The organism is Kitasatospora sp. NPDC004289 (assembly GCF_053602875.1).
Map to the genome: position 1 here is coordinate 1 of NZ_JBSGEL010000062.1, position 18,673 is coordinate 18,673.

Here is an 18,673-nt window from a genome sequence, read left to right on the forward strand (position 1 = left end):
CTCCGTCATCACCCCCATCGGCCTGGACCACACCGACCGCCTCGGCAACACCACCGGCGAGATCGGCACCCAGAAGGCCGGCATCATCAAGACCGACGCCACCTGGAGGCCCGCCTGCGGGCTGCCCGCCGCCGCGAGCGACCGCTTCGCGGCCGGAGCGGCCTGGACGGCCGCGGCGTCCACCGAGCCGCCGGCGATCAGGTCACCGAGCGCCTTGGCCGAGTCACGGTAGGTCCCGGTGACCCGCAGCGCGGCCCCCTTGACCTCGGCCCGGAACTCCCGGCCGATCCGGCCCGCCTCCACGACCGGGGCGGGCAGCGGACGGCCGGCCTCCACCACCGGGGCGGAGGTGCCGGCCGGTACCGGCTCGACCACCAGGACGTCGGCCCGCTCGGCGGCCGGCTTGGCCGGGCAGTCCTGGTCCGCACCGGGGGTGCCCAGGAAGACCGCGTTCCGGTCCAGCCGGACGCAGGCCCTGGGGTTCTTCTCCAGGTCGACCACCTGCCAGCCGGCCGGGACGGCCAGCTCGAGCCCGCGGTACGAGACCTGCTGGGTGCCCGGCGCCTCGGCGGCGGCCGCCACCGAGACCCCGCTCGCGGCGGCGGACAGCGTCAGCAGCAGCACGGTGGTGCTCCTGCTCAAACGGTTGCGCATGGAATGAGGTCCACCCCTTCGTTCGACGGGCCGCCGCGCCGTACGCGACGGCTCGGCCCGCACAGGGGTGAGCACGGATGTCCCCGCGGCCGCCCCCGCTGGCCGGAGTGGACTCTAGTACGGAGAACGGACACCCCCTCACCCCGGTCGGGTGGTGAGGGGGTGTCGGGTGTCAGACCCGGCCCCAGGTCCCGGTGGACCAGAGCGCCCCGCCGGCCGACGGGCCACCGCCCTCGCGGTAGAGGACGAAGTTGCCGTCGTCCTGCAGCAGTCCGTACGCCCCCGGGTTGCCCCAGGTGCCGGTGGCCCAGACCGGGCGGCGGCCGGGGCCGGCGCCCGGGCTGTAGACGACCAGGTTCCCGTCCCGCTGCAGCTCGATCGAGTTCAGGTCCCCGGAGGTGCCGGTGGCCCAGAGCGGCCTGCCGTCCGACTTGCGGTAGAGCACCAGGTTGCCGTCCTTCTGGTGCACCAGCCAGGCCGTCCTGGAGCCCAGCCACTGGCTGGCGCCGGAGCCCCAGTCCGCGGGCCAGAGCGCGTCCATGCCCGGGTTGCTGCTGACGGTACGGGTGTTGGAGGGGCTCCAGGCCTGGCCGTTCCCGTCACGGACCGCAAAGTCGCCGTACTCGTCGATCCGGGCACAGGCCCTGTCGATGCCCCAGGTGTGGGTGGACCAGAGCGCTCCGCCGGAGGTCGGGCCGCCCCCCTCGCGGTAGACCACGAGGTTGCCGTCGGCCTGCATCAGCAGGTACGCGCCGGGGTTCCCCCAGGTGCCGGTGGACCAGAGCGCGGGGCCGAGCCCGTTGCCGCGGGCCTGGTCCCAGAGGTGGAGCACCACGTTGCCGTCGGCCTGCACCACCAGCTTCACCTTGTCGGTCGCCAGGGTCTGCCCGGCCGTCAGCCTGTCGCCGGGCGACAGCGGCTGCGACTCGCCCGGGAGGCTCCTCGCCTCACAGCTGAGCGGCTGGTCCTCCGCCGCCGCGGCCGGAGCCGTGGCGGCGAGCAGTACCAGTCCGACGAGAGAGGCGGCCATCCGCCCCAACTGCCCTGATTTCAAAGGAGATCCCCCAGTCTGCGCGTGGACCACGATCCGCGGTCGCGGCACGCTACCAGGGGAGGGCGAGGGCCCGGCACCGAAATACCGGGCCCTCCGCACCACCGGTTGACGGACCGTCAGTCGTTCGGGACGGTCGCGTAGCGCGGGGTGCCCTCGGCCATCTGCTTGAGGGCGTCCTTGCGGTCCCGCTTCGACAGCTTGTCGATGTAGAGGAAGCCGTAGAGGTGGTCGGTCTCGTGCTGCAGGCAGCGGGCGAAGAAGCCGGTGCCCTCGACCCGGACCGGGTTGCCGTCCTTGTCCTGGCCGGTCACCGCGGCGTAGTCCGGGCGCGGCAGCTCGGCGTAGGCGGTGGGGACGGAGAGGCAGCCCTCGTTGCCGTCGTCCAGGTTGCGCGGGCGGTCGGCCGGGAAGGGCTCCAGCACCGGGTTGATCACGTGGCCGACGTGGCGCACGCCCTCGTCGTCCGGGCAGTCGTAGACGAACACCTTGGCGTCCACGCCGATCTGGTTGGCTGCCAGGCCGACGCCCTCGGCCGCGTACATCGAGACGAACATGTCGTCGATCAGCGCCGACAGCTCCGCGTCGAAGTCCGTGACGGTCCTGGTCTCCCGGTGCAGCACCGGGTTCCCGACCACGGTGATCGGACGGGCCGTGCCCTTGGACGTGTCCGGCAGCTCACCCACGATCCGGCCCGCGCCCGACTCCTGGTGGTCGTGGTCGTGGTCGTGACCCTCGTGGTCGTGGTCGTGGCCCTCGTGGTCGTGCTGGTCCGCCATCGCTCCCGCTCTCCTGTACTCGGATCTTCCGGGTAAAGAGTACGGTGCACCCGCCGCCCGCGGTCCTTGCTCCCGGGAGCTCAGCAGACCTCTTCGAGGTCCCGGTAGGCCCGGCTGTCCGGCGAGCCGTCCACCCAGCCGTCCAGCAGTGCCCGGACCAGCGCCGCCGGGGCGGCGATCCCGCACTCCCGCTCGGCCAGCCAGGCCAGGCCCGAACCGGCCTGGCTGAGGTGGCTGAGGTGTCCCGGGTGGGCGGCGTCCCCGTCGTCGTGCGGATCGTGGTGCACCGTGCGGCCGTCGTCGCTCGGCATCCGGCTCTCCGAACAGGCCCGGCAGAGCAGGCGGACGGAGGAGGTCCAGTCCTCGGCGGCGTACCCGGCGTCGGCCACCAGCCGCTCCAGCGCGTCCCGGTCGGCCGCCGTCCGGGCGTGCAGCAGCACCACGTAGGTGGGCACCGGGGAGGGCGCCCAGAGCTCGATCTCGTCGAAGACCGGGTACGCCACCCCGTCGGCCACCCGCTCGCCGTGCGGGGCGCCGTCGTGCAGCACCACCTCGCCCCAGCGGCGGCCGGAGGAGGGCAGCGGGATGGAGAGCACCTCGATCCGGGCCGGGTCCAGGCGCCGGCCCCAGACCACCTCGGCCTCGCCCTCCGGCGAGAGCCGCACGGGCGTGGTGCCCAGGTCCAGCTGGACCGGGCCGTCCTGGGCGCCGCCGGGCAGCCGCAGGCCGTACGCCTGCCAGGCGCGCCGGGCCAGCGACCAGTCCTGGAGGGCGGTGGCGGTGATGCCGAGGTTCCACCAGTCGGGTGCGCCCTGGTCGCGGTCGAGCAGGGCGACGGCGCGCAGCCCGGCCGCCCGGGCCTGCTCCCAGTCGCGGCGGAACTTGTGCAGCAGGGCCAGGTTGAACCAGGAGTCGGAGAGCCAGGGCTCCAGGTCGGCGGCCATCACCAGCAGGGTGCCGGCGTCCTCGTAGCGGCCGTCACCGATCAGGGTGAACGCCCGGTCGGTGGTCTGCCGCCAGGTCGCCGACGGCCGGTGCCGTGCGCGGTGGAAGATCCTCACGTTCCGTCCCTGCCGTAGTCGTCCGCCGGTTGACCGGCCCGCCGGGTGACGGGCCCCCGGCCCGCCCGGACCGGGCCCTTTCCTCGCTATGACCGCATCCAACCACGACGCCCCCGGGCCGCGCTCCTTGCGAGGGTGCTCAGTCAGGTCCGGAGGCCACGCCGGGCGGAACCGTCCCGGGGGTGTCAGGTAGCGGCGTCCGCGATCAGTCCGGGTACCGAGCACCCGCGGCTGACGGGAACAGACCGCCCAGCGCGTCCAGCACCCTCGGGTCGTAGAGCCGGCCGCCCTCCGCCCGCAGCCGGCCGAGCACCTCCCGGCGGCCGTCCGGCTCGCCCAGCCCGCGGGCCCGGGCCGCGGCCGACAGGTCGTCATAGGCGTTGGCCACCCGGATGATCCGGGCGGCCAGCGGGACGGAGGGATCCTCCCGGCCGTCCGGCCCCCGGCACGGATCGGCCAGCCGGGCCACCTGCCCGGCCACCCGGCGGGGCACCCCGGTCCGGCTGATCACCTCGCTGCCGAGCCGGGCGATCCGCTGCTGCTCGGCCTGCGGCAGCAGCGCGGTGGCCCCGCCCGGCACCGGCTCGACCAGCGAGAGCTGCCCGATGTCGTGCATCAGGGCGGCGTACTCCAGCAGGGCCAGGTCCCGGCTGCCGAGCCCGAGCTCGCGGCCGAGCGCGCAGGCCGTGTCGGCCACCCGGCGGGCGTGGCCCGGCGGGGTGTAGCCGGCCACCTCGGTGGCCCGGGCCAGCGTCTCGATGGTCTGCCCGGTGGTCGCCCGGATCCCGGCGGCCCGGCGGAACGAGGCCTGCGCCAGCACCAGCGGGGCGCAGAACAGCGGCAGCGCCCAGAGCCCGACCTCGCCCGCCAGCAGGCTGATCAGCATGCCGGTGGCCACGATCGCCGAGCCGATCCCGAGCAGCGAGCGCAGCTCGTCCTCCAGCGCGGCCCCGAACCGCAGCCCGTGCGCGGCCCGCCGCTGCACCGCCGCCAGGGTGGCGTCGCAGAGTGCGGCCAGCGCGGCGACCCCGGTCAGGAACACCCCGTAGACCGGCCCGGCCAGCGGCAGTTGGTCCAGCGCGCCGCTGTTGTACAGCGGCTGGAACAGCACCCCGGCGAAACCCACCGTCAGCACCCGTCGGGCCGCCCCGTCCAGCACCCCGGGCGCCGGCTCCCCGCCCCCGTGCGCGGGGCGGCGGGAGCGCCGCCGGTGCGGGAAGCGGCCGAGCAGGGTGCCCACCCCCGCGACCGCGACCACCTGGGTGACGCTGTGCGTGGTGGGCAGGCCGTGCAGCGGCCCGAGCAGGGCGTACGCCAGCGCCACCGCGGTGCCGATCGGGGCCTGCTCGCGGTCGCCCGGCAGGGTGATCCGGACGCGTTCGCCGACCGCCACCACCAGCGCGAAGGCGGCCGCCACCAGCGGCGCCGCCACCCCGTGGTGCAGCACGTCCAGGCAGCAGAGCAGGAACAGCCCGGCCGCGGCCAGCCGCAGCGCCCGGATCACGAGCTGCCGCGCATCAGGTCGGACGAGCCGCGGCGGGCGGGCTCGGGCACCCCGAGCGGGATGTCCGGCACCTCGCCGTCCCAGCCGCCGGGCGGCGGCAGCGCGGGCCGCCAGCCGTGCTCGGCCACCGCCTCGACCAGTGCCCGCACCATCCGCGGGTCGAACTGGCTGCCCGCGCACCGCTCCAGCTCGGTCACCGCCTCGGCCACCGGGCGTCCCCGCCGGTAGGAGCGGGTGGAGGTCATCGAGTCGAAGGCGTCCGCCACCGAGATGATCCGGGCGAACTCCGGGATCCGGTCCCCCGCCAGCCCGTGCGGGTAGCCGCGCCCGTCCATCCGCTCGTGGTGGTGCAGGATGCCGCCGCGCGCCTCGCCCAGGAAGTCGATCCCGCGCACCAGCTCGAAGCCGAACACCGGGTGCACCTCGACCGCCCGCCGCTCGGCCTCGGTGAGCGGGCCGTTGCGCCGCAGCAGCTCGGTGGCCACCCCGAGCTTGCCGACGTCGTGCAGCGTCCCGGCGAAGTGCAGGGTGCGCAGCCGGTCCTCGGCCATCCCGAGCTGACGGGCGATCATCACCGAGGCCCGGCCGACCCGTTCGCTGTGGCCCCGGGTGTAGGCGTCCTTGATCTCCACCGCCTGCACCAGCGCCTGCACGGTGGCCCGGTGCGCCGTCCGCTCCCGGCTGCCCTGGGCCGAGACCCAGGCCGAGATGGAGAACGGCAACAGCGCCAGCACCGCGGCGAACGCCCCGTACGGGCCCTGCCAGAGCACCGCCACCATCAGCCCGCCCGCCCCGTGCAGCAGCGCCCCGGCCAGCCGGCCGCCGAGCCCCTCCGCCACCGCGGTCCGCCCGGGGCCGCCCGTGGCCAGGCGCCGCATCGCGGCCACCAGGGCCGCGTTGACCAGGCAGAACAGCAGGACGGCGGCCAGTGCGGGCAGCGCCGCGCCCGGGAAGCGGGAGCCGAGCAGCAGTTCGGGACCGTGCAGCAGCCGGAACAGCAGGGCGGCCGCGAAGGCGGAGAGCCCCAGCTGGGCCGCGTTCCACGCCCGCCGCAGCGCCCGAGGCGCGGCGGCCGGGGCCACCAGCGCGGCCGGGACGGCGACCAGGGCGGCCGCGGCGGGCGGCAGCATCAGCACCCCGGCGAACAGCACCGGGAGGAAGACCGGCCCGGCCGCCTCCGCCTCCACCGGCCGGGCCACCGGGGCCGACGGCCGCCCGGTGAGCACCGCCCGGGCGGCCCGCGCGGTGCGCAGGCAGGGGGTCGGGCTGCCCTGGGCCAGCGAGTCCCAGCAGGCGTGCAGCAGGGCCAGCAGCCCGAGCCGGGGCCAGTGGACCGGGCCCGACAGCGGCCCACCGCCCGGCAGCGCGAGGGTCAGCACACCCGCGACCGCGCCGCACAGCACCAGCACCACGTACCGTCTGGCCGCTCCCGGCAGGGCCGGGGCCGCCTCGTCACCGACGATCTCCGCCTCCCGCCAAGGCCGCAGTTCCCTTGGGGCACCCGCCTACTGAGGGCCCGTCAGGGAGAATAGGGGCCCGGCGGGCGGGCTGGACGCCCGATCCGGGAATGCCCCGGTCGGCGCAGCGCCGACTCACTCGAACGAGTGAGGGTGCGGCGGACACGGAGAAGCCCGGCAGGCCGCGACGGCCTACCGGGCTCCCCCGCGGATGCTCGTGCCTACTCGGCCGCCTCGGCGGCCAGCGGCTGCGGCTCGCCCTCGCGCTGGGCCGCGCGGATCAGGTCGATCCGGGCGAGCACCTTGCCGCGCAGGTCGGCCGGCGAGTGGTCGCTGGAGCAGGAGCGCTTGACCAGGGCCTTGATGGCGGCCTCCAGGCCGTACTCCTCCAGGCAGGGGGAGCACTCGTCGAAGTGCACCCTCAGCTTGGCGCAGTCCCCCTCGGCCATCTCGTTGTCGAGCAGCTCGTAGAGGTGGTCGAGCACCTCTCCACAGTCGGTGTCGTGCGGATCGCCGCAGCTCATGAGCCCGAGCCCTTCGCTTCCTGCCCTGCACCGCTGCCGGCGGGGACCAGCCCGCGCTCGCGGGCGTAGTCCTCCAGCATGACGCGCAGCTGACGGCGGCCACGGTGCAGCCGGGACATCACCGTGCCGATGGGAGTACCCATGATGTCCGCGATCTCCTTGTACGCAAAGCCCTCTACGTCCGCGAGGTAGACCGCGATCCGGAACTCCTCCGGGATCGCCTGCAGGGCGTCCTTCACGTCGCTGTCCGGGAGGTGGTCGAGCGCCTGGGCCTCGGCCGAGCGCAGACCGGTCGACATGTGCGACTCGGCCCGGGCCAGCTGCCAGTCCTCGATCTCCTCGGCGGCGGTGCGCTGGGGCTCCCGCTGCTTCTTCCGGTACGAGTTGATGAACGTGTTGGTGAGGATCCGGTAGAGCCAGGCCTTGAGGTTGGTGCCCTCGCGGAACTGGTGGAAGGACGCGTACGCCTTGGCGAACGCCTCCTGGAGCAGGTCCTCGGCGTCGGCCGGGTTGCGGGTCATCCGCAGGGCCGCCGAGTACATCTGGTCCAGGTAGCCGAGGGCGTCGCGCTCGAAGCGCTCGCGCCGCTCGTCCTCGGTCTCGTCGGCCGACACCCGGAAGGTGTCCTCGCCGATCGCCTCGGCCAGCTCCTCACCCGTCAGCACCGCGCTGACCTCGACCGGCTCGGCCTCGTGCTCCGCTCCGACGACCGGACCCACCTCCTCGGCAGTACGGGCAGGCGCCTGGGTGGGCCCGCCCGACAGCGAGGATATCGGGCTGACGGACTTCCCGCCCGCGCCGATCCACTCGGACCAGTCCGGCATCGCCGAAGCCGCGCCCTGACGCTCGGGGCACGCGATCGAACCCATCTGCCCTGCCTCTCCACCGGTTGCACCGTGCTGACGTGAGGCTTCAACCCCTCACCCGCACCGGTAATTCCCGGTACGCCGGACGGACCTGTCAGGGCTGGTCAGAGCCAGTCCAGCACCGCCGCGGTGATCACCTCCAGCGCCTCCTCCTGGGAGACCGGCGCGCGCTTGGGCACCGCGAAGCCGTGGTCCCCGTACGGGACCTCGACCAGCCGGTGGGTGTCCGGCAGGGCCGGGTACTCGGCGGGCGTGCCGAAGGTGTCCCGGCCGCCCTGCAGCACCAGGGTGCGGCAGCCGGTGGAGAGCAGTTCGTCCGCCCGGCTCTTCTCCGGCTTCCCCGGCGGGTGGAGCGGGAAGGCCAGCGCGAGCACCCCGGCCGCGCCGAGGGCTCCCGCCGTCCGGCAGGCCACCCGGGCCCCGGCGCTGCGGCCGCCGAGGTACAACGGCAGCCCTTGCCCGCCGAGTTCGGCGATCACCGGGAGCCAGCCGGCGTCCAGGGTCTTCGGCGCGGGGGCGACCTTCCTGCCGGCCACCCGCCAGGGCTGCTCGACCAGGGCCACGGTGATCCCGTGCCCGGGCAGCACGGTGGCCAGCGCCCGGAGGTCGCGCGCCTCGACGCCGCCGCCGGCGCCGTGGCCGAGGGCCAGCAGGGCACGGGGCTCCGCGGCGGCCGGGTGGAGGGTGATCCGGGCCTCGCCGGCCGGGGTGGGAACGAGCATGACACTCCGTCAGGTGGGGCGGCGCTCTGTCAGAACCGCCGCCGGGAACTGTGTCGTATCAGAACAGCACGCTCTCGTCGGGTTCGACCTCGTCCGCCGGGCGCAGCAGTTCGGGTCCGTTGTTGCGGATGTTGCCCACCGCCGGGCCGACCGGCCGGGCCACCAGGGCGCCGGGCGCGGGCGGGACGAGCAGCGGGAAGAGCCGGCCCGGGTCGTCCAGTGCCGGGTCGAGCCAGGCGTCGAAGGAGGAGGGGTCCAGGAAGAGCGGCATCCGGTGGTGGATCGGGGCCAGTGCGGGCTCGGCGTCGGTGGTGACGATCGCGCAGGTGACCATCCAGGCCTCCGGGTGGTCCGGCGGGTGGCGGCGGTCCCGCCAGAACTCGTACACCCCGGCCAGCGCGAGGACGGTGCCGTCCGCCCGGTGCACGAAGTAGGGCTGCTTCCTCGGCTTCCCCTTCTCCGTGGGTATGGTCTCCCACTCGTAGTAGCCGTCCACCGGGACCAGGCAGCGGCGGGAGGCGAAGGCCTGCCGGTAGGAGGGCTTCTCGTGGATGGTGTCCGAGCGCGCGTTGATCATCTTCACCGCCGTCTCCGGCGACTGCGACCATGCCGGCACCAGGCCCCAGCGCAGCACCCGCAGCTGGCGCACCGGCGCGCCGCCGCCCCGCGGCGGGCGGTCCAGCACCACGAAGGCCGGGGAGGTCGGGGCGACGTTCCAGCTGGCCGCGACGGTCTCGGTCGGGTCCCACTGCTCGACGCCGAAGATCCCGACCAGGTCCTCGGGCGCGGTGGTGGAGGCGAAGCGTCCGCACATGACGGCCAGCTTGCCACGGCCGTTCTCACCCGAAGGGCAGAACCGGACGGTTCCGCCCGGCCGTCCTGGCATGGGAGGCTGCCGGTCCGGCGTGGTGGAGGAGGTAGGGAATGGACTTCGCGGGACTGTGGCGGACGGTCACCGATGCGGTCACCGCCACCCAGCCGGCCCCGCCGCGCTGGCTGGTGCTGGCCTGCGCCGGGGCCGCGCTGCTGGCGGTGGTGCCCCGGCCGCTCTGGCGGCTCAGCCGGAACGTGGTGACCATCGCGCACGAGGGCGGCCACGGGCTGGTCGCGCTGCTGACGCGCCGTCGGCTCTCCGGCATCCGGCTGCACTCGGACACCTCCGGCCTGACCATCTCCTCCGGCCCGCCGACCGGCCCCGGCATGATCCTCACCGCCGCCGCCGGGTACACCGCTCCCCCGCTGCTCGGCCTCGGCGGCGCCGCGCTGCTGGCCGGACAGCACGTCACCCAGCTGCTCTGGATCTCGGTGGTGCTGCTGGCCGGGCTGCTGGTGATGATCCGCAACCTCTACGGGCTGCTCTCGGTGGTGGTCACCGGCGGCGCCTTCTTCCTGATCTCCTGGTACGGCGGCAGCCAGCTGCAGTCCGCCTTCGCCTACGCGGGCGTCTGGTTCCTGCTGCTGGCCGGGGTCCGGCCGGTGCTGGAGCTCCAGGGCAAGCGCCGCCGCGAGGGAGCCCGCTCCACCGACGCCGACCAACTGGCCCGCCTCACCGGCCTCGGGCCCCTCCTCTGGGTGACGGTCTTCCTGCTGGTCGCCCTGGTCTCCCTGGCCCTCGGCTCGGCCTGGCTGCTGGGCTGAGCCCCCGTCAGCTCCGCCCGGGCGGTACGTACAGCGAGGGCCCCTAGACTGAGCGCATGACCGAAGAGCTGTGGCCCGCACCCGTCGCGACCGGTGCCGTCGACGCGACCGTCACCATCCCCGGCTCGAAGTCGGCGACCAACCGCGCGCTGGTGCTGGCCGCGCTGGCCGACGGCCCCGGGTGGGTCCGGCGGCCGCTGCGCAGCCGGGACTCCCAGCTGATGGCGGACGGCCTGCGCGCCCTCGGCGTGACCGTCGAGGAGACGGTCAACAACGCCAGCGGCGGCACCGGCGGCGGCGAGGCCTGGCGGGTCATCCCGGCCGGCCGGCTCCGCGGCCCGGCCCAGGTGGACGTCGGCAACGCCGGCACGGTGATGCGCTTCCTGCCCCCGCTGGCCGCGCTGGCCGACGGCCCGGTGCACTTCGACGGCGACCCGCGCAGCCACGAGCGGCCGCAGCACGGCGTGATCGACGCGCTGCGCGCCCTCGGCGTGCGGATCGACGACGGCGGCCGCGGCGGCTTCCCGCTGACCGTGCACGGCACCGGCGCGGTGGACGGCGGCACGGTGGAGCTGGACGCGTCCTCCTCCTCCCAGTTCGTCAGCGCCCTGCTGCTCTCCGGCGCCCGCTACAACTCCGGCGTGGAGGTGCGCAACACCGGCTCCACCGTTCCCTCCCTGCCGCACATCCGGATGACCGTCGACATGCTCCGCAAGGCCGGCGCCCAGGTCGACGCGCCCGAGGACGGCGGCGAGAAGGACGTCTGGCGGGTCACCCCCGGCGCCCTGATCGGCCGTGACCTGGTGGTCGAGCCGGACCTCTCCAACGCGGCCCCGTTCTTCGCCGCCGCGCTGGTCACCGGCGGCCGGGTGACGGTCCGGGACTGGCCGAAGCACACCTACCAGCCGGGCGACCAGCTCCGCGACCTCTACACCCGGATGGGCGGCGCCTGCGCCTTCACCGACGAGGGCCTGGAGTTCACCGGCACCGGCCGGATCCACGGCATCGAGGCCGACCTGCACGACGTCGGCGAGCTCACCCCGGTGATCGCCGCCGTCGCGGCGCTGGCCGACTCCGAGTCGCACCTCTACGGCATCGCCCACCTGCGGCTGCACGAGACCGACCGGCTGGCCGCCCTGGCCAAGGAGCTGAACGAGCTCGGCGGCGACGTCAGCGAGACCGCCGACGGCCTGCGGATCCGCCCGCGCAGGCTGCACGGCGGCACCTTCCACACCTACGAGGACCACCGCCTCGCCACCGCCGCCGCCGTCCTCGGCCTGGCCGTGCCCGGCGTGCTGGTGGAGAACGTGGCCACCACGGCGAAGACCCTGCCGGACTTCCCGCAGATGTGGGCCGAGCTCCTCGGCCGGGGCTGACGGGGAATCACGACATGCGCCGCTACGGCAAGGACACCGACGAGGACGACATCCGCAACCGCCCGGCCCGCAAGGGCTCGCGGCCGCGGACCAGGATCCGGCCCAAGCACGAGGACGCCTCCGAGGCGATGGTGCTCACCGTCGACCGGGGCCGGATCACCTGCCTGGTCGAGGCCGGGACCAAGCGCGAGCGCGAGGTCACCGCGATGAAGGCCCGCGAGCTGGGCCGCAAGGGCGTGGTGGTCGGCGACGTGGTCCAGCTGGTCGGCGACCTCTCCGGCGAGCCGGACACGCTGGCCCGGATCGTCCGGGTGGAGGAGCGCAGCTCGGTGCTGCGCCGCACCGCGGACGACGACGACCCGTACGAGCGGATCGTGGTGGCCAACGCCGAGCAGCTGGCCATCGTCACCGCGCTGGCCGACCCGGAGCCCCGCTCCCGGCTGATCGACCGCTGCCTGGTGGCCGCGTACGACGCCGGGATGACGCCGCTGCTGGTGCTCACCAAGTCCGACCTGGCCCCGGCCGAGCCGCTGCTGGAGACGTACGCGCCGCTCGGCATCGACTACGTGGTGACCCGGCGGGACGAGCTGGAGACCACCGGCGCGGAGACCGTCCGGGAGCGGCTGCGCGGGATGGCCACCGTCTTCATCGGCCACTCCGGCGTCGGCAAGACCACCCTGGTCAACGCGCTGGTGCCGGAGCGTCAGCGGACCACCGGCCACGTCAACGCGGTGACCGGCCGCGGCCGGCACACCACCGTCTCGGCGCTGGCGCTGCGGCTGCCCCCGCCGCCCGGGGCCAAGCCCGGCTCGAAGAAGGCCCTGGAGCCGGGCTGGGTGATCGACACCCCCGGCTTCCGCTCCTTCGGCCTCTCCCACATCGACCCGTCCCGGGTGATCCTGGCCTTCCCCGACCTGGAGCCCGGCACGGAGGGGTGCCCGCGCGCCTGCAGCCACGACGAGCCGGACTGCGCGCTGGACGCCTGGGTCGAGGAGGGCCACGCCGAGCATGCCCGGCTGTACTCGCTGCGCCGGCTGCTGGCCTCCAAGGAGGCCCGGGAGGGCGACTGAGGTGACGTCCGGATGACTGGTCGGCACCTTTCGGCCCGTCAGAAGTGTCGGTCCGCCCCCTCGCGGCGATCATAGGAAGGTCGGACCGGCCGGTCCGGCCTCGCGAGGGGAGTCGGCTCGGATGGCTTGGGCTTTGGTGATCATCGCCGGACTGCTGGAGACCGGCTTCGCGATCAACCTCAAACTCAGCGAGGGCTTCACCAAGCTCTGGCCCACCGTCAGCTTCGCGGTCTTCGCCCTCGGCAGCTTCGGACTGCTCACCCTCTCGCTGAAGACCCTCCCGGTCGGCCCCGCCTACGCGGTGTGGACCGGGATCGGCGCGGCCGGCACCGCGATCTACGGCATGGTCTTCCTGGACGAGGCCACCTCGGTGCTCAAGCTGGTCTCCATCTCGCTGGTGGTCGCCGGGGTGATCGGCCTCCAGCTCAGCGGCTCCGCCCACTGAGTCCGGCCGGTCTGGGACGGACCGGTCCGCAGTGCGAGCCGAACTGGTCCCGGACGGACCCGGCTCGCTAGGGTTTTCGGCATGGCCGACTACCACGACGATCTCCGACTCGCCCACGTCCTCGCCGACTCGGCCGACTCGATCACCATGGAGCGCTTCAAGGCGCTGGACCTCAAGGTCGAGACCAAGCCCGACCTCACCCCCGTCAGCGACGCCGACAAGGCCGCCGAGGAGCAGGTCCGCAACGTGCTCGCCCGGGCCCGGCCCCGGGACGCGGTGCTGGGCGAGGAGTTCGGCCTGCAGGGCTCCGGCCCGCGCCGCTGGGTGATCGACCCGATCGACGGCACCAAGAACTACGTCCGCGGCGTCCCGGTCTGGGCCACCCTGATCTCCCTGCTGGAGGTCGGCCCGGACGGCGAGCAGCACCCGGTGGTCGGCATCGTCTCCGCCCCCGCGCTGAACCGCCGCTGGTGGGCCGCCAAGGGCCTGGGCGCCTACGCCGGCCGCAGCCTGGCCAAGGCCAGCCGGATCGAGGTCTCCAAGGTCTCCCGCCTGGAGGACGCCTCGCTCTCCTACTCCTCGCTCAGCGGCTGGGAGGAGCGCGCCCGGCTGGACGCCTTCCTGGACCTCACCCGCTCCTGCTGGCGCACCCGCGCCTACGGCGACTTCTGGTCCTACATGATGGTGGCCGAGGGCGCGGTGGACGTGGCGGCCGAGCCCGAGCTCTCGCTCTGGGACATGGCCGCGCCCTGCATCGTGGTGCAGGAGGCCGGCGGCCGCTTCACCGGCCTGGACGGCGTCGACGGCCCGGGCGGCGCCGACGCGGTGGCCTCCAACGGGCTGCTGCACGACGAGGTGCTGCGGGCGCTGACCGTCTGACGGCGCGTCCCGGGACATTGGTGCGGGCCCCGGGGGTGACTGAACACACCCGGGGCCCGCGGTCTCTGAACGTCCGTTACTTCTGCGTGCGCAGCTCGCGGACGGTCTCCTCCAGGCGCTTGCCGAAGTCGGCGTCGGCCTGGCGGAAGTTGTTGACGGCGCGCTCGACGATGTCCTCGCGGTCCGCCGACACCTTGGCGATGAAGCCGCCGAGGTTGGCGATCAGACGGGCCTTCTCGTCCTCGGAGAACAGGCGGTAGAGGTTGCCCGCCTGGACGAAGTCGTTGTCCTCGGCGTGCGAGGGGGCCGCGCTCTCACCGGTGGCGCCGGTCAGCGGCACCGAGGCCCAGAGCGGACGGTCGATCTGCACCGGGCCGCCGAAGGAGTTCGGCTCGTAGTTCTTCGCCCGGCCGTGGCGGCCGTCGTAGAGGTACCCGTCCCGGCTGTTGGTGTTCGCCTCGGTGGCGTGCGGACGGTTCACCGGCAGGTGGTCGGCGTTGATGCCGACCCGGTAGCGGTGCGCGTCGCCGTAGCCGAACAGGCGGCCCTGGAGCATCTTGTCCGGCGACGGGCCGATGCCCGGCACGAAGTGCGCCGGCGAGAAGATCGACTGCTCGACCTCGGCGAAGACGTTCTCCGGGTTGCGGTTGAGCTCCAGCTTGCCGATCTCGATCGGCGGGTAGTCCGCGTGCGGCCAGACCTTGGTCAGGTCGAACGGGTTGAAGCGGTAGTTCGCCGCGTCGGCCGCCGGCATGATCTGGACCTGCACGGTCCAGGTCGGGAAGTCGCCGTTCTCGATCGAGGTGCGCAGGTCGCGCTGGTGGCTGTCCGGGTCCTCGCCGGCCAGCACGGCGGCCTCGGCCGCGGTGAGGTTCTTGATGCCCTGGTCGGTCTTGAAGTGGTACTTCACCCAGAAGTACTCGCCGGCCTCGTTCTCCCACTGGAAGGTGTGCGAGCCGTAGCCGTTCATGTGGCGGTAGGACGCCGGGATGCCGCGGTCGCCGAACAGCCAGGTCACCTGGTGGGTCGACTCGGGCGACAGGCCCCAGAAGTCCCAGACGTTGTCCGCCTCCTGAGAGCCGGTGTACGGGTCGCGCTTCTGGGTGTGGATGAAGTCCGGGAACTTCACCGCGTCCTTGATGAAGAAGACCGGAGTGTTGTTGCCGACGAGGTCGTAGTTCCCCTCCTCGGTGTAGAACTTCAGCGCCCAGCCGCGCGGGTCGCGCACCGCGTCGGCCGAACCGAGGTTTCCCGCCACGGTGGAGAACCGCAGGAAGGTCTCGGTCTGCTTGCCGACCTCGGAGAGGAAGTTCGCCCGGGTGTACGCGGTCACGTCCGCGGTCACGGTGAAGGTGCCGTAGGCGCCGGCGCCGCGGGCGTGCACCACGCGCTCCGGGATGCGCTCGCGGTTGAAGTGCGCGAGCTTCTCGAACAGCAGCTGGTCCTGGACCAGCGCCGGTCCGCCCACACCCGCGGTCTCGGTGTTCTGGTTGTCCGAGACCGGCGCACCGGCCTCCGTGGTGAGGATGGGCCGCTCGCTCTGGGTGGTCATGTCGGGGTGCCTCCGCGTGTCCGGTCGTCGGTCGTAACCGTGTGCCTGAGCTTCGGCTCGATCCTAGCTTGGACTTTGTCTAAGTCAACACTGGAACCAAGTCGAGAACCTGGCTTACCCTGTCAGGCATGAGTGACCTGTTGGAAAGACTTCGCGGACGCGGCTGGCGCATGACCTCGCAGCGCCGTGTGGTGGCCGAGGTCCTCGACGGCGAGCACGTGCACCTCACCGCCGACGAGGTACACGCCCGGGCGGTGGAGCGCCTCCCCGAGATCAGCCGCGCCACGGTCTACAACACGCTGGGCGAGATGGTCTCCCTGGGTGAGGTGCTCGAGGTCTCCACGGACGGCCGCGCCAAGCGCTACGACCCCAACGCGCGGCACGCCCACCAACACCTCATCTGCTCCGGTTGCGGCTCCATCCGCGACGTCCACCCCCAGGGTGACCTGCTCGCCGCCCTCCCCGCAGCCGAGCGCTTCGGCTATGTCATCTCGGCGGCCGAAGTCACGTACCGGGGCCTCTGCCCTTCGTGCAGTCAGGCCTGAATTTCGGAATTGGTTACGCCTTCGGGGGCGCGAGGAACTGCGCGCTTCGGGAGGCGGCCCACCGGCAACTGAAGCACCGTCAGCCGGTTGCAGGTGCTGCCGTTCCCCTGCGCGCAGTTCCTCGCGCCCCCGGTGTAACCACGTACGTCCCTCGCGCCGCCGGTACTAAGCGCTGAGGTCCGTGTGCAGCGCGCCCAGCAGACGGGCGGCCCGCTCGGTGACCTCCGGGGGGCCGTAGTCGGCGGCGCGGCGGCACCAGGACTCGGCCTGGACCGGCTCGCCGCGACGGAGCGCCAGCAGGGCCAGCCGCAGGGCGGCCCGCCCGTGGCCGGCGTCGGCGGCCCGGGTGTACCAGGCGATGGCCTCGCCCTCCTGGTCCTGACGGGCCAACAGCAGGCCGAGGTTGAAGGCGGCGCTGCGGCTGCCCGCCTCCGCCGCCCGCCGGTACCAGCTCTCGGCGATCTCCAGCGCCCCGCGCTCCGCGGCCCGCACGCCCATCCGGACCTGCGCCCGCCGGTGCCCGGCGTCCGCCGCGACCGCGTACCAGTGCTCGGCCTCCGCGTCGGCGTCGCCGCGCCGGTCCAGCAGCGAGGCCAGCCGGAAGCCGCCCTCCGCTGAACCGCCGGCCGCCGCCTGGCGGTAGCGCTCCAGAGCACCCGTCAGCTGCCCGCGCTGCTCGTGGACGACCGCGAGCTGCAGCGCCGCCTCTCCGTGCCCCTCCGCCGCAGCGCGCGCGTACCACTCGTGCGCCTGCTGCTGCTCCCCGCGCCCGGCGTGCAGCACCCCGAGGTTGAACGCCCCGTCGACGCTCCCCGCCTCGGCGGCCTTCGAGAACCAGGGCTCGGCCCCGGACTCGTCGCCGCGCTGGAGCAGCACGACGGCCAGCGCGTTGCAGGCCTCCCGGTGCCCGGCGTACGCCGCGCGCCGGTACCACTGCTCGGCCTGTGCCTCGCGCCCGGCGCCCGCGCAGAGCAGGCCGAGGTTGAAGGCGCCGTTCTGGTCGCCGGCCTCCAGCGCCAGCCGGTACCAGTGCTCGGCCTCGACGGCCTCGCCGCGACCGGCGTGCAGGGCGCCGAGCGCGTTGGCGGCGTTGCCGTCACCGGCCTCGGCCGCCTCCTGCCACCACTCGGCGGCAGCAGTCAGGTCGCCCGCGTCGCGGTGCAGGAAGCCCAGCGCGCACGCCGCGCGCGCCTCCCCGTTCTGCGCCGCCTGCCGGTACCAGCGCGCCGCCTCCTCCACGTCGCCGCGCTCCTCCAGGAGCACGCCGAGCCGCAGCCCCGCGCGGGCGTGGCTGCGGGCGGCGGCGGTGCGGTACCAGGTCTCGGCGGTCTCCTTGTCGCCGGCCGCCTCGCGCATCCGGGCCAGGCGGTAGGCGGCCTCCCGGTGGCCGGCGTCGGCGGACACCTTGAACCAGCGCTCGGCGCGCACGTCGCGCCGGTGCTCCATCAGGTCGCCCAGCGCGTAGGCGCCGAGCGGGTGGCCGTGCTCGGCGGCGAAGTGCAGCCAGTACTCGGCGGCCTCCTCCTCGCCCTGGTCGCGCAGCTGCAGACCGAGCGCGTGCGCGGCCGGGGCCGAGCCGGCCACGGCCGCCTGCCGCCACCACTGGGCGGCCTCGGCCCGGTGGCCGCGCTGGTGCAGCAGCACGCCGAGGTTGTTGGCGGCGGCCCGCAGTCCGGCGGAGGCGGCGCTGCGCAGGTAGGGCTCGGCGTCCTCCAGGTCACCGCGGCGCAGCAGCAGCGCACCGAGCTGGCTGGCCGCGTTCGGGTCGCCCTGGTCGGCGGCCTGACGGTGCCTCACCTCGAGGGCGGCCTGCTCGCGGGCGGCGAGGGCGGACTCGAAGCTCATCGGGTCGGGCTCGGGCTCGTCGGCGGGCGCGGCGTAGCTGCCCGCGGCGGGCGCGAACTGCCTGGCGGGCACCCGGACCAGGCTGTCGGGCCCGTAGCCGGCGGCTCGGGGAACCGTCAGGCCGCTGGTGCGCTGGGCCGGCAGCGCGGCGGCCGGCTCCTCGCTCTGCGCCCACGCCTCGGTGTCGACCGCCCCCACGGCCGACTTGTCCGCCCTGCCCGGATCGTTCCTTCCGATCAGCCTCATGCCGACTCCCGCTTCCCCCGAGTGCCGCGGCATCCGCCGGGGACGTCGAGGCTGCGACGGCGACCTCCCCGGGGCAGGGGAGTCAACTGCCGTACGGCGTCCCCCATGTGCTCCATCGTCGCATCACCCGCAACCCGCGTACACCTGCCCCGGCCAGGTTTGGCGGGAGCGGGCCGAAGCCCGGCGAGATTGCTTCAGCGCTTTGTCGATTTCCCGACACTTGCCCCCCACAAACCCCGGGGACGCATCGTACCGGAGCACGACCCGGACGGGTGAGCCCATTTGACGGGCGATCAGCCCCGGGAAGCACCGAAGGCCCGGAGATGAATCTCCGGGCCTTCGGTTCAGAGTAGCGGGGACAGGATTTGAACCTGCGACCTCTGGGTTATGAGCCCAGCGAGCTACCGAGCTGCTCCACCCCGCGTCGTTGTGTTCACAACTGTAGCACGGGGTCTGAGC

General features: G+C 74.0%; 17 protein-coding genes, 1 tRNA gene and 1 pseudogene. 6 read left to right on the top strand and 13 right to left on the bottom strand.

The window, feature by feature from the left end:
- From ACWEPF_RS30970 to ACWEPF_RS31015, 10 genes and pseudogenes are all read right to left on the bottom strand, one after another.
- Positions 1-654 (bottom strand): annotated as a pseudogene (locus ACWEPF_RS30970) (hypothetical protein); the annotation flags it as partial.
- 172 nt (positions 655-826) lie between these two features.
- Complete coding sequence (locus tag ACWEPF_RS30975; RefSeq protein ID WP_345287401.1) at positions 827-1,684, bottom strand: hypothetical protein; 858 nt, start codon at positions 1,682-1,684, stop codon at positions 827-829.
- 140 nt (positions 1,685-1,824) lie between these two features.
- On the bottom strand, positions 1,825-2,484 hold the full coding sequence (gene def / locus ACWEPF_RS30980; protein WP_345287399.1) for a peptide deformylase: 660 nt from the start codon (positions 2,482-2,484) through the stop codon (positions 1,825-1,827).
- A gap of 80 nt (positions 2,485-2,564) precedes the next feature.
- On the bottom strand, positions 2,565-3,545 hold the full coding sequence (locus ACWEPF_RS30985) for a tetratricopeptide repeat protein (RefSeq protein ID WP_452175167.1): 981 nt from the start codon (positions 3,543-3,545) through the stop codon (positions 2,565-2,567).
- A 205-nt stretch (positions 3,546-3,750) separates the two neighbouring features.
- Positions 3,751-5,049, bottom strand: coding sequence for an HD-GYP domain-containing protein (locus ACWEPF_RS30990; protein WP_345287395.1), 1,299 nt, complete (start codon positions 5,047-5,049; stop codon positions 3,751-3,753).
- Positions 5,046-6,461 (bottom strand): HD-GYP domain-containing protein, encoded by a 1,416-nt coding sequence (locus tag ACWEPF_RS30995; protein WP_452175168.1) that lies wholly within the window; start codon positions 6,459-6,461, stop codon positions 5,046-5,048. The genes ACWEPF_RS30990 and ACWEPF_RS30995 overlap by 4 nt, the downstream gene beginning before the upstream one ends.
- A 266-nt stretch (positions 6,462-6,727) precedes the next feature.
- Positions 6,728-7,030 (bottom strand): mycothiol system anti-sigma-R factor, encoded by a 303-nt coding sequence (gene rsrA, locus ACWEPF_RS31000; RefSeq protein WP_452175169.1) that lies wholly within the window; start codon positions 7,028-7,030, stop codon positions 6,728-6,730.
- Positions 7,027-7,899, bottom strand: coding sequence for a sigma-70 family RNA polymerase sigma factor (locus ACWEPF_RS31005; RefSeq protein WP_452175170.1), 873 nt, complete (start codon positions 7,897-7,899; stop codon positions 7,027-7,029). Before ACWEPF_RS31005 ends, rsrA begins: the two co-directional genes overlap by 4 nt.
- Positions 7,900-8,000: 101 nt before the next feature.
- Positions 8,001-8,618: an alpha/beta hydrolase family protein gene (locus tag ACWEPF_RS31010; protein WP_452175171.1), complete on the bottom strand. Its 618-nt coding sequence runs from the start codon at positions 8,616-8,618 to the stop codon at positions 8,001-8,003.
- A gap of 58 nt (positions 8,619-8,676) precedes the next feature.
- A complete protein-coding gene (locus tag ACWEPF_RS31015; RefSeq protein WP_452175172.1) occupies positions 8,677-9,432 on the bottom strand; it encodes an SOS response-associated peptidase in 756 nt (251 codons plus the stop codon).
- A gap of 110 nt (positions 9,433-9,542) precedes the next feature.
- Between ACWEPF_RS31015 and ACWEPF_RS31020 the strand changes: the two genes are divergently transcribed.
- The 5 genes from ACWEPF_RS31020 to hisN all read left to right on the top strand — a co-directional run bounded on the left by ACWEPF_RS31020 (position 9,543) and on the right by hisN (position 14,026).
- Positions 9,543-10,256, top strand: coding sequence for a M50 family metallopeptidase (locus ACWEPF_RS31020; RefSeq protein ID WP_452175173.1), 714 nt, complete (start codon positions 9,543-9,545; stop codon positions 10,254-10,256).
- Positions 10,257-10,312: 56 nt separating this feature from the next.
- Entirely contained in the window at positions 10,313-11,632 is a 1,320-nt protein-coding gene (gene aroA, locus ACWEPF_RS31025; RefSeq protein WP_452175174.1) for a 3-phosphoshikimate 1-carboxyvinyltransferase, read from the top strand.
- Positions 11,633-11,646: 14 nt separating this feature from the next.
- A complete protein-coding gene (rsgA, locus tag ACWEPF_RS31030) occupies positions 11,647-12,702 on the top strand; it encodes a ribosome small subunit-dependent GTPase A (RefSeq protein ID WP_452175175.1) in 1,056 nt (351 codons plus the stop codon).
- Between the two features lie 121 nt (positions 12,703-12,823).
- On the top strand, positions 12,824-13,147 hold the full coding sequence (locus ACWEPF_RS31035; RefSeq protein ID WP_345287378.1) for a DMT family transporter: 324 nt from the start codon (positions 12,824-12,826) through the stop codon (positions 13,145-13,147).
- A gap of 81 nt (positions 13,148-13,228) precedes the next feature.
- Positions 13,229-14,026, top strand: a complete 798-nt coding sequence (hisN, locus tag ACWEPF_RS31040) for a histidinol-phosphatase (RefSeq protein ID WP_345287376.1) — start codon at positions 13,229-13,231, stop codon at positions 14,024-14,026.
- A 76-nt stretch (positions 14,027-14,102) separates the two neighbouring features.
- Here the strand turns inward: hisN and ACWEPF_RS31045 are convergent, their stop codons facing one another.
- Positions 14,103-15,578: a catalase gene (locus ACWEPF_RS31045; protein WP_345287374.1), complete on the bottom strand. Its 1,476-nt coding sequence runs from the start codon at positions 15,576-15,578 to the stop codon at positions 14,103-14,105.
- A gap of 128 nt (positions 15,579-15,706) precedes the next feature.
- On the opposite strand from ACWEPF_RS31045, the gene ACWEPF_RS31050 reads away from it, so the two are divergent.
- On the top strand, positions 15,707-16,123 hold the full coding sequence (locus ACWEPF_RS31050; protein WP_345287372.1) for a Fur family transcriptional regulator: 417 nt from the start codon (positions 15,707-15,709) through the stop codon (positions 16,121-16,123).
- Positions 16,124-16,288: 165 nt separating this feature from the next.
- On the opposite strand, the gene ACWEPF_RS31055 is transcribed toward ACWEPF_RS31050, so the two are convergent.
- Positions 16,289-17,968, bottom strand: coding sequence for a tetratricopeptide repeat protein (locus ACWEPF_RS31055; RefSeq protein ID WP_449795652.1), 1,680 nt, complete (start codon positions 17,966-17,968; stop codon positions 16,289-16,291).
- A gap of 596 nt (positions 17,969-18,564) precedes the next feature.
- Positions 18,565-18,638: transfer RNA gene (locus tag ACWEPF_RS31060), tRNA-Met, on the bottom strand.
- Positions 18,639-18,673 lie beyond the last annotated feature (35 nt).

What these genes read in the sequence shown, in the direction of transcription:
- ACWEPF_RS30975 (WP_345287401.1), bottom strand. Translation starts at nt 1,684, where the DNA reads ATGGCCGCCTCTCTCGTCGGACTGGTACTGCTCGCCGCCACGGCTCCG.
- def (WP_345287399.1), bottom strand. Translation starts at nt 2,484, where the DNA reads ATGGCGGACCAGCACGACCACGAGGGCCACGACCACGACCACGAGGGT.
- rsrA (WP_452175169.1), bottom strand. Translation starts at nt 7,030, where the DNA reads ATGAGCTGCGGCGATCCGCACGACACCGACTGTGGAGAGGTGCTCGAC.
- ACWEPF_RS31005 (WP_452175170.1), bottom strand. Translation starts at nt 7,899, where the DNA reads ATGGGTTCGATCGCGTGCCCCGAGCGTCAGGGCGCGGCTTCGGCGATG.
- ACWEPF_RS31010 (WP_452175171.1), bottom strand. Translation starts at nt 8,618, where the DNA reads ATGCTCGTTCCCACCCCGGCCGGCGAGGCCCGGATCACCCTCCACCCG.
- ACWEPF_RS31015 (WP_452175172.1), bottom strand. Translation starts at nt 9,432, where the DNA reads ATGTGCGGACGCTTCGCCTCCACCACCGCGCCCGAGGACCTGGTCGGG.
- ACWEPF_RS31020 (WP_452175173.1), top strand. Translation starts at nt 9,543, where the DNA reads ATGGACTTCGCGGGACTGTGGCGGACGGTCACCGATGCGGTCACCGCC.
- aroA (WP_452175174.1), top strand. Translation starts at nt 10,313, where the DNA reads ATGACCGAAGAGCTGTGGCCCGCACCCGTCGCGACCGGTGCCGTCGAC.
- rsgA (WP_452175175.1), top strand. Translation starts at nt 11,647, where the DNA reads ATGCGCCGCTACGGCAAGGACACCGACGAGGACGACATCCGCAACCGC.
- ACWEPF_RS31035 (WP_345287378.1), top strand. Translation starts at nt 12,824, where the DNA reads ATGGCTTGGGCTTTGGTGATCATCGCCGGACTGCTGGAGACCGGCTTC.
- hisN (WP_345287376.1), top strand. Translation starts at nt 13,229, where the DNA reads ATGGCCGACTACCACGACGATCTCCGACTCGCCCACGTCCTCGCCGAC.
- ACWEPF_RS31045 (WP_345287374.1), bottom strand. Translation starts at nt 15,578, where the DNA reads ATGACCACCCAGAGCGAGCGGCCCATCCTCACCACGGAGGCCGGTGCG.
- ACWEPF_RS31050 (WP_345287372.1), top strand. Translation starts at nt 15,707, where the DNA reads ATGAGTGACCTGTTGGAAAGACTTCGCGGACGCGGCTGGCGCATGACC.
- ACWEPF_RS31055 (WP_449795652.1), bottom strand. Translation starts at nt 17,968, where the DNA reads ATGAGCTTCGAGTCCGCCCTCGCCGCCCGCGAGCAGGCCGCCCTCGAG.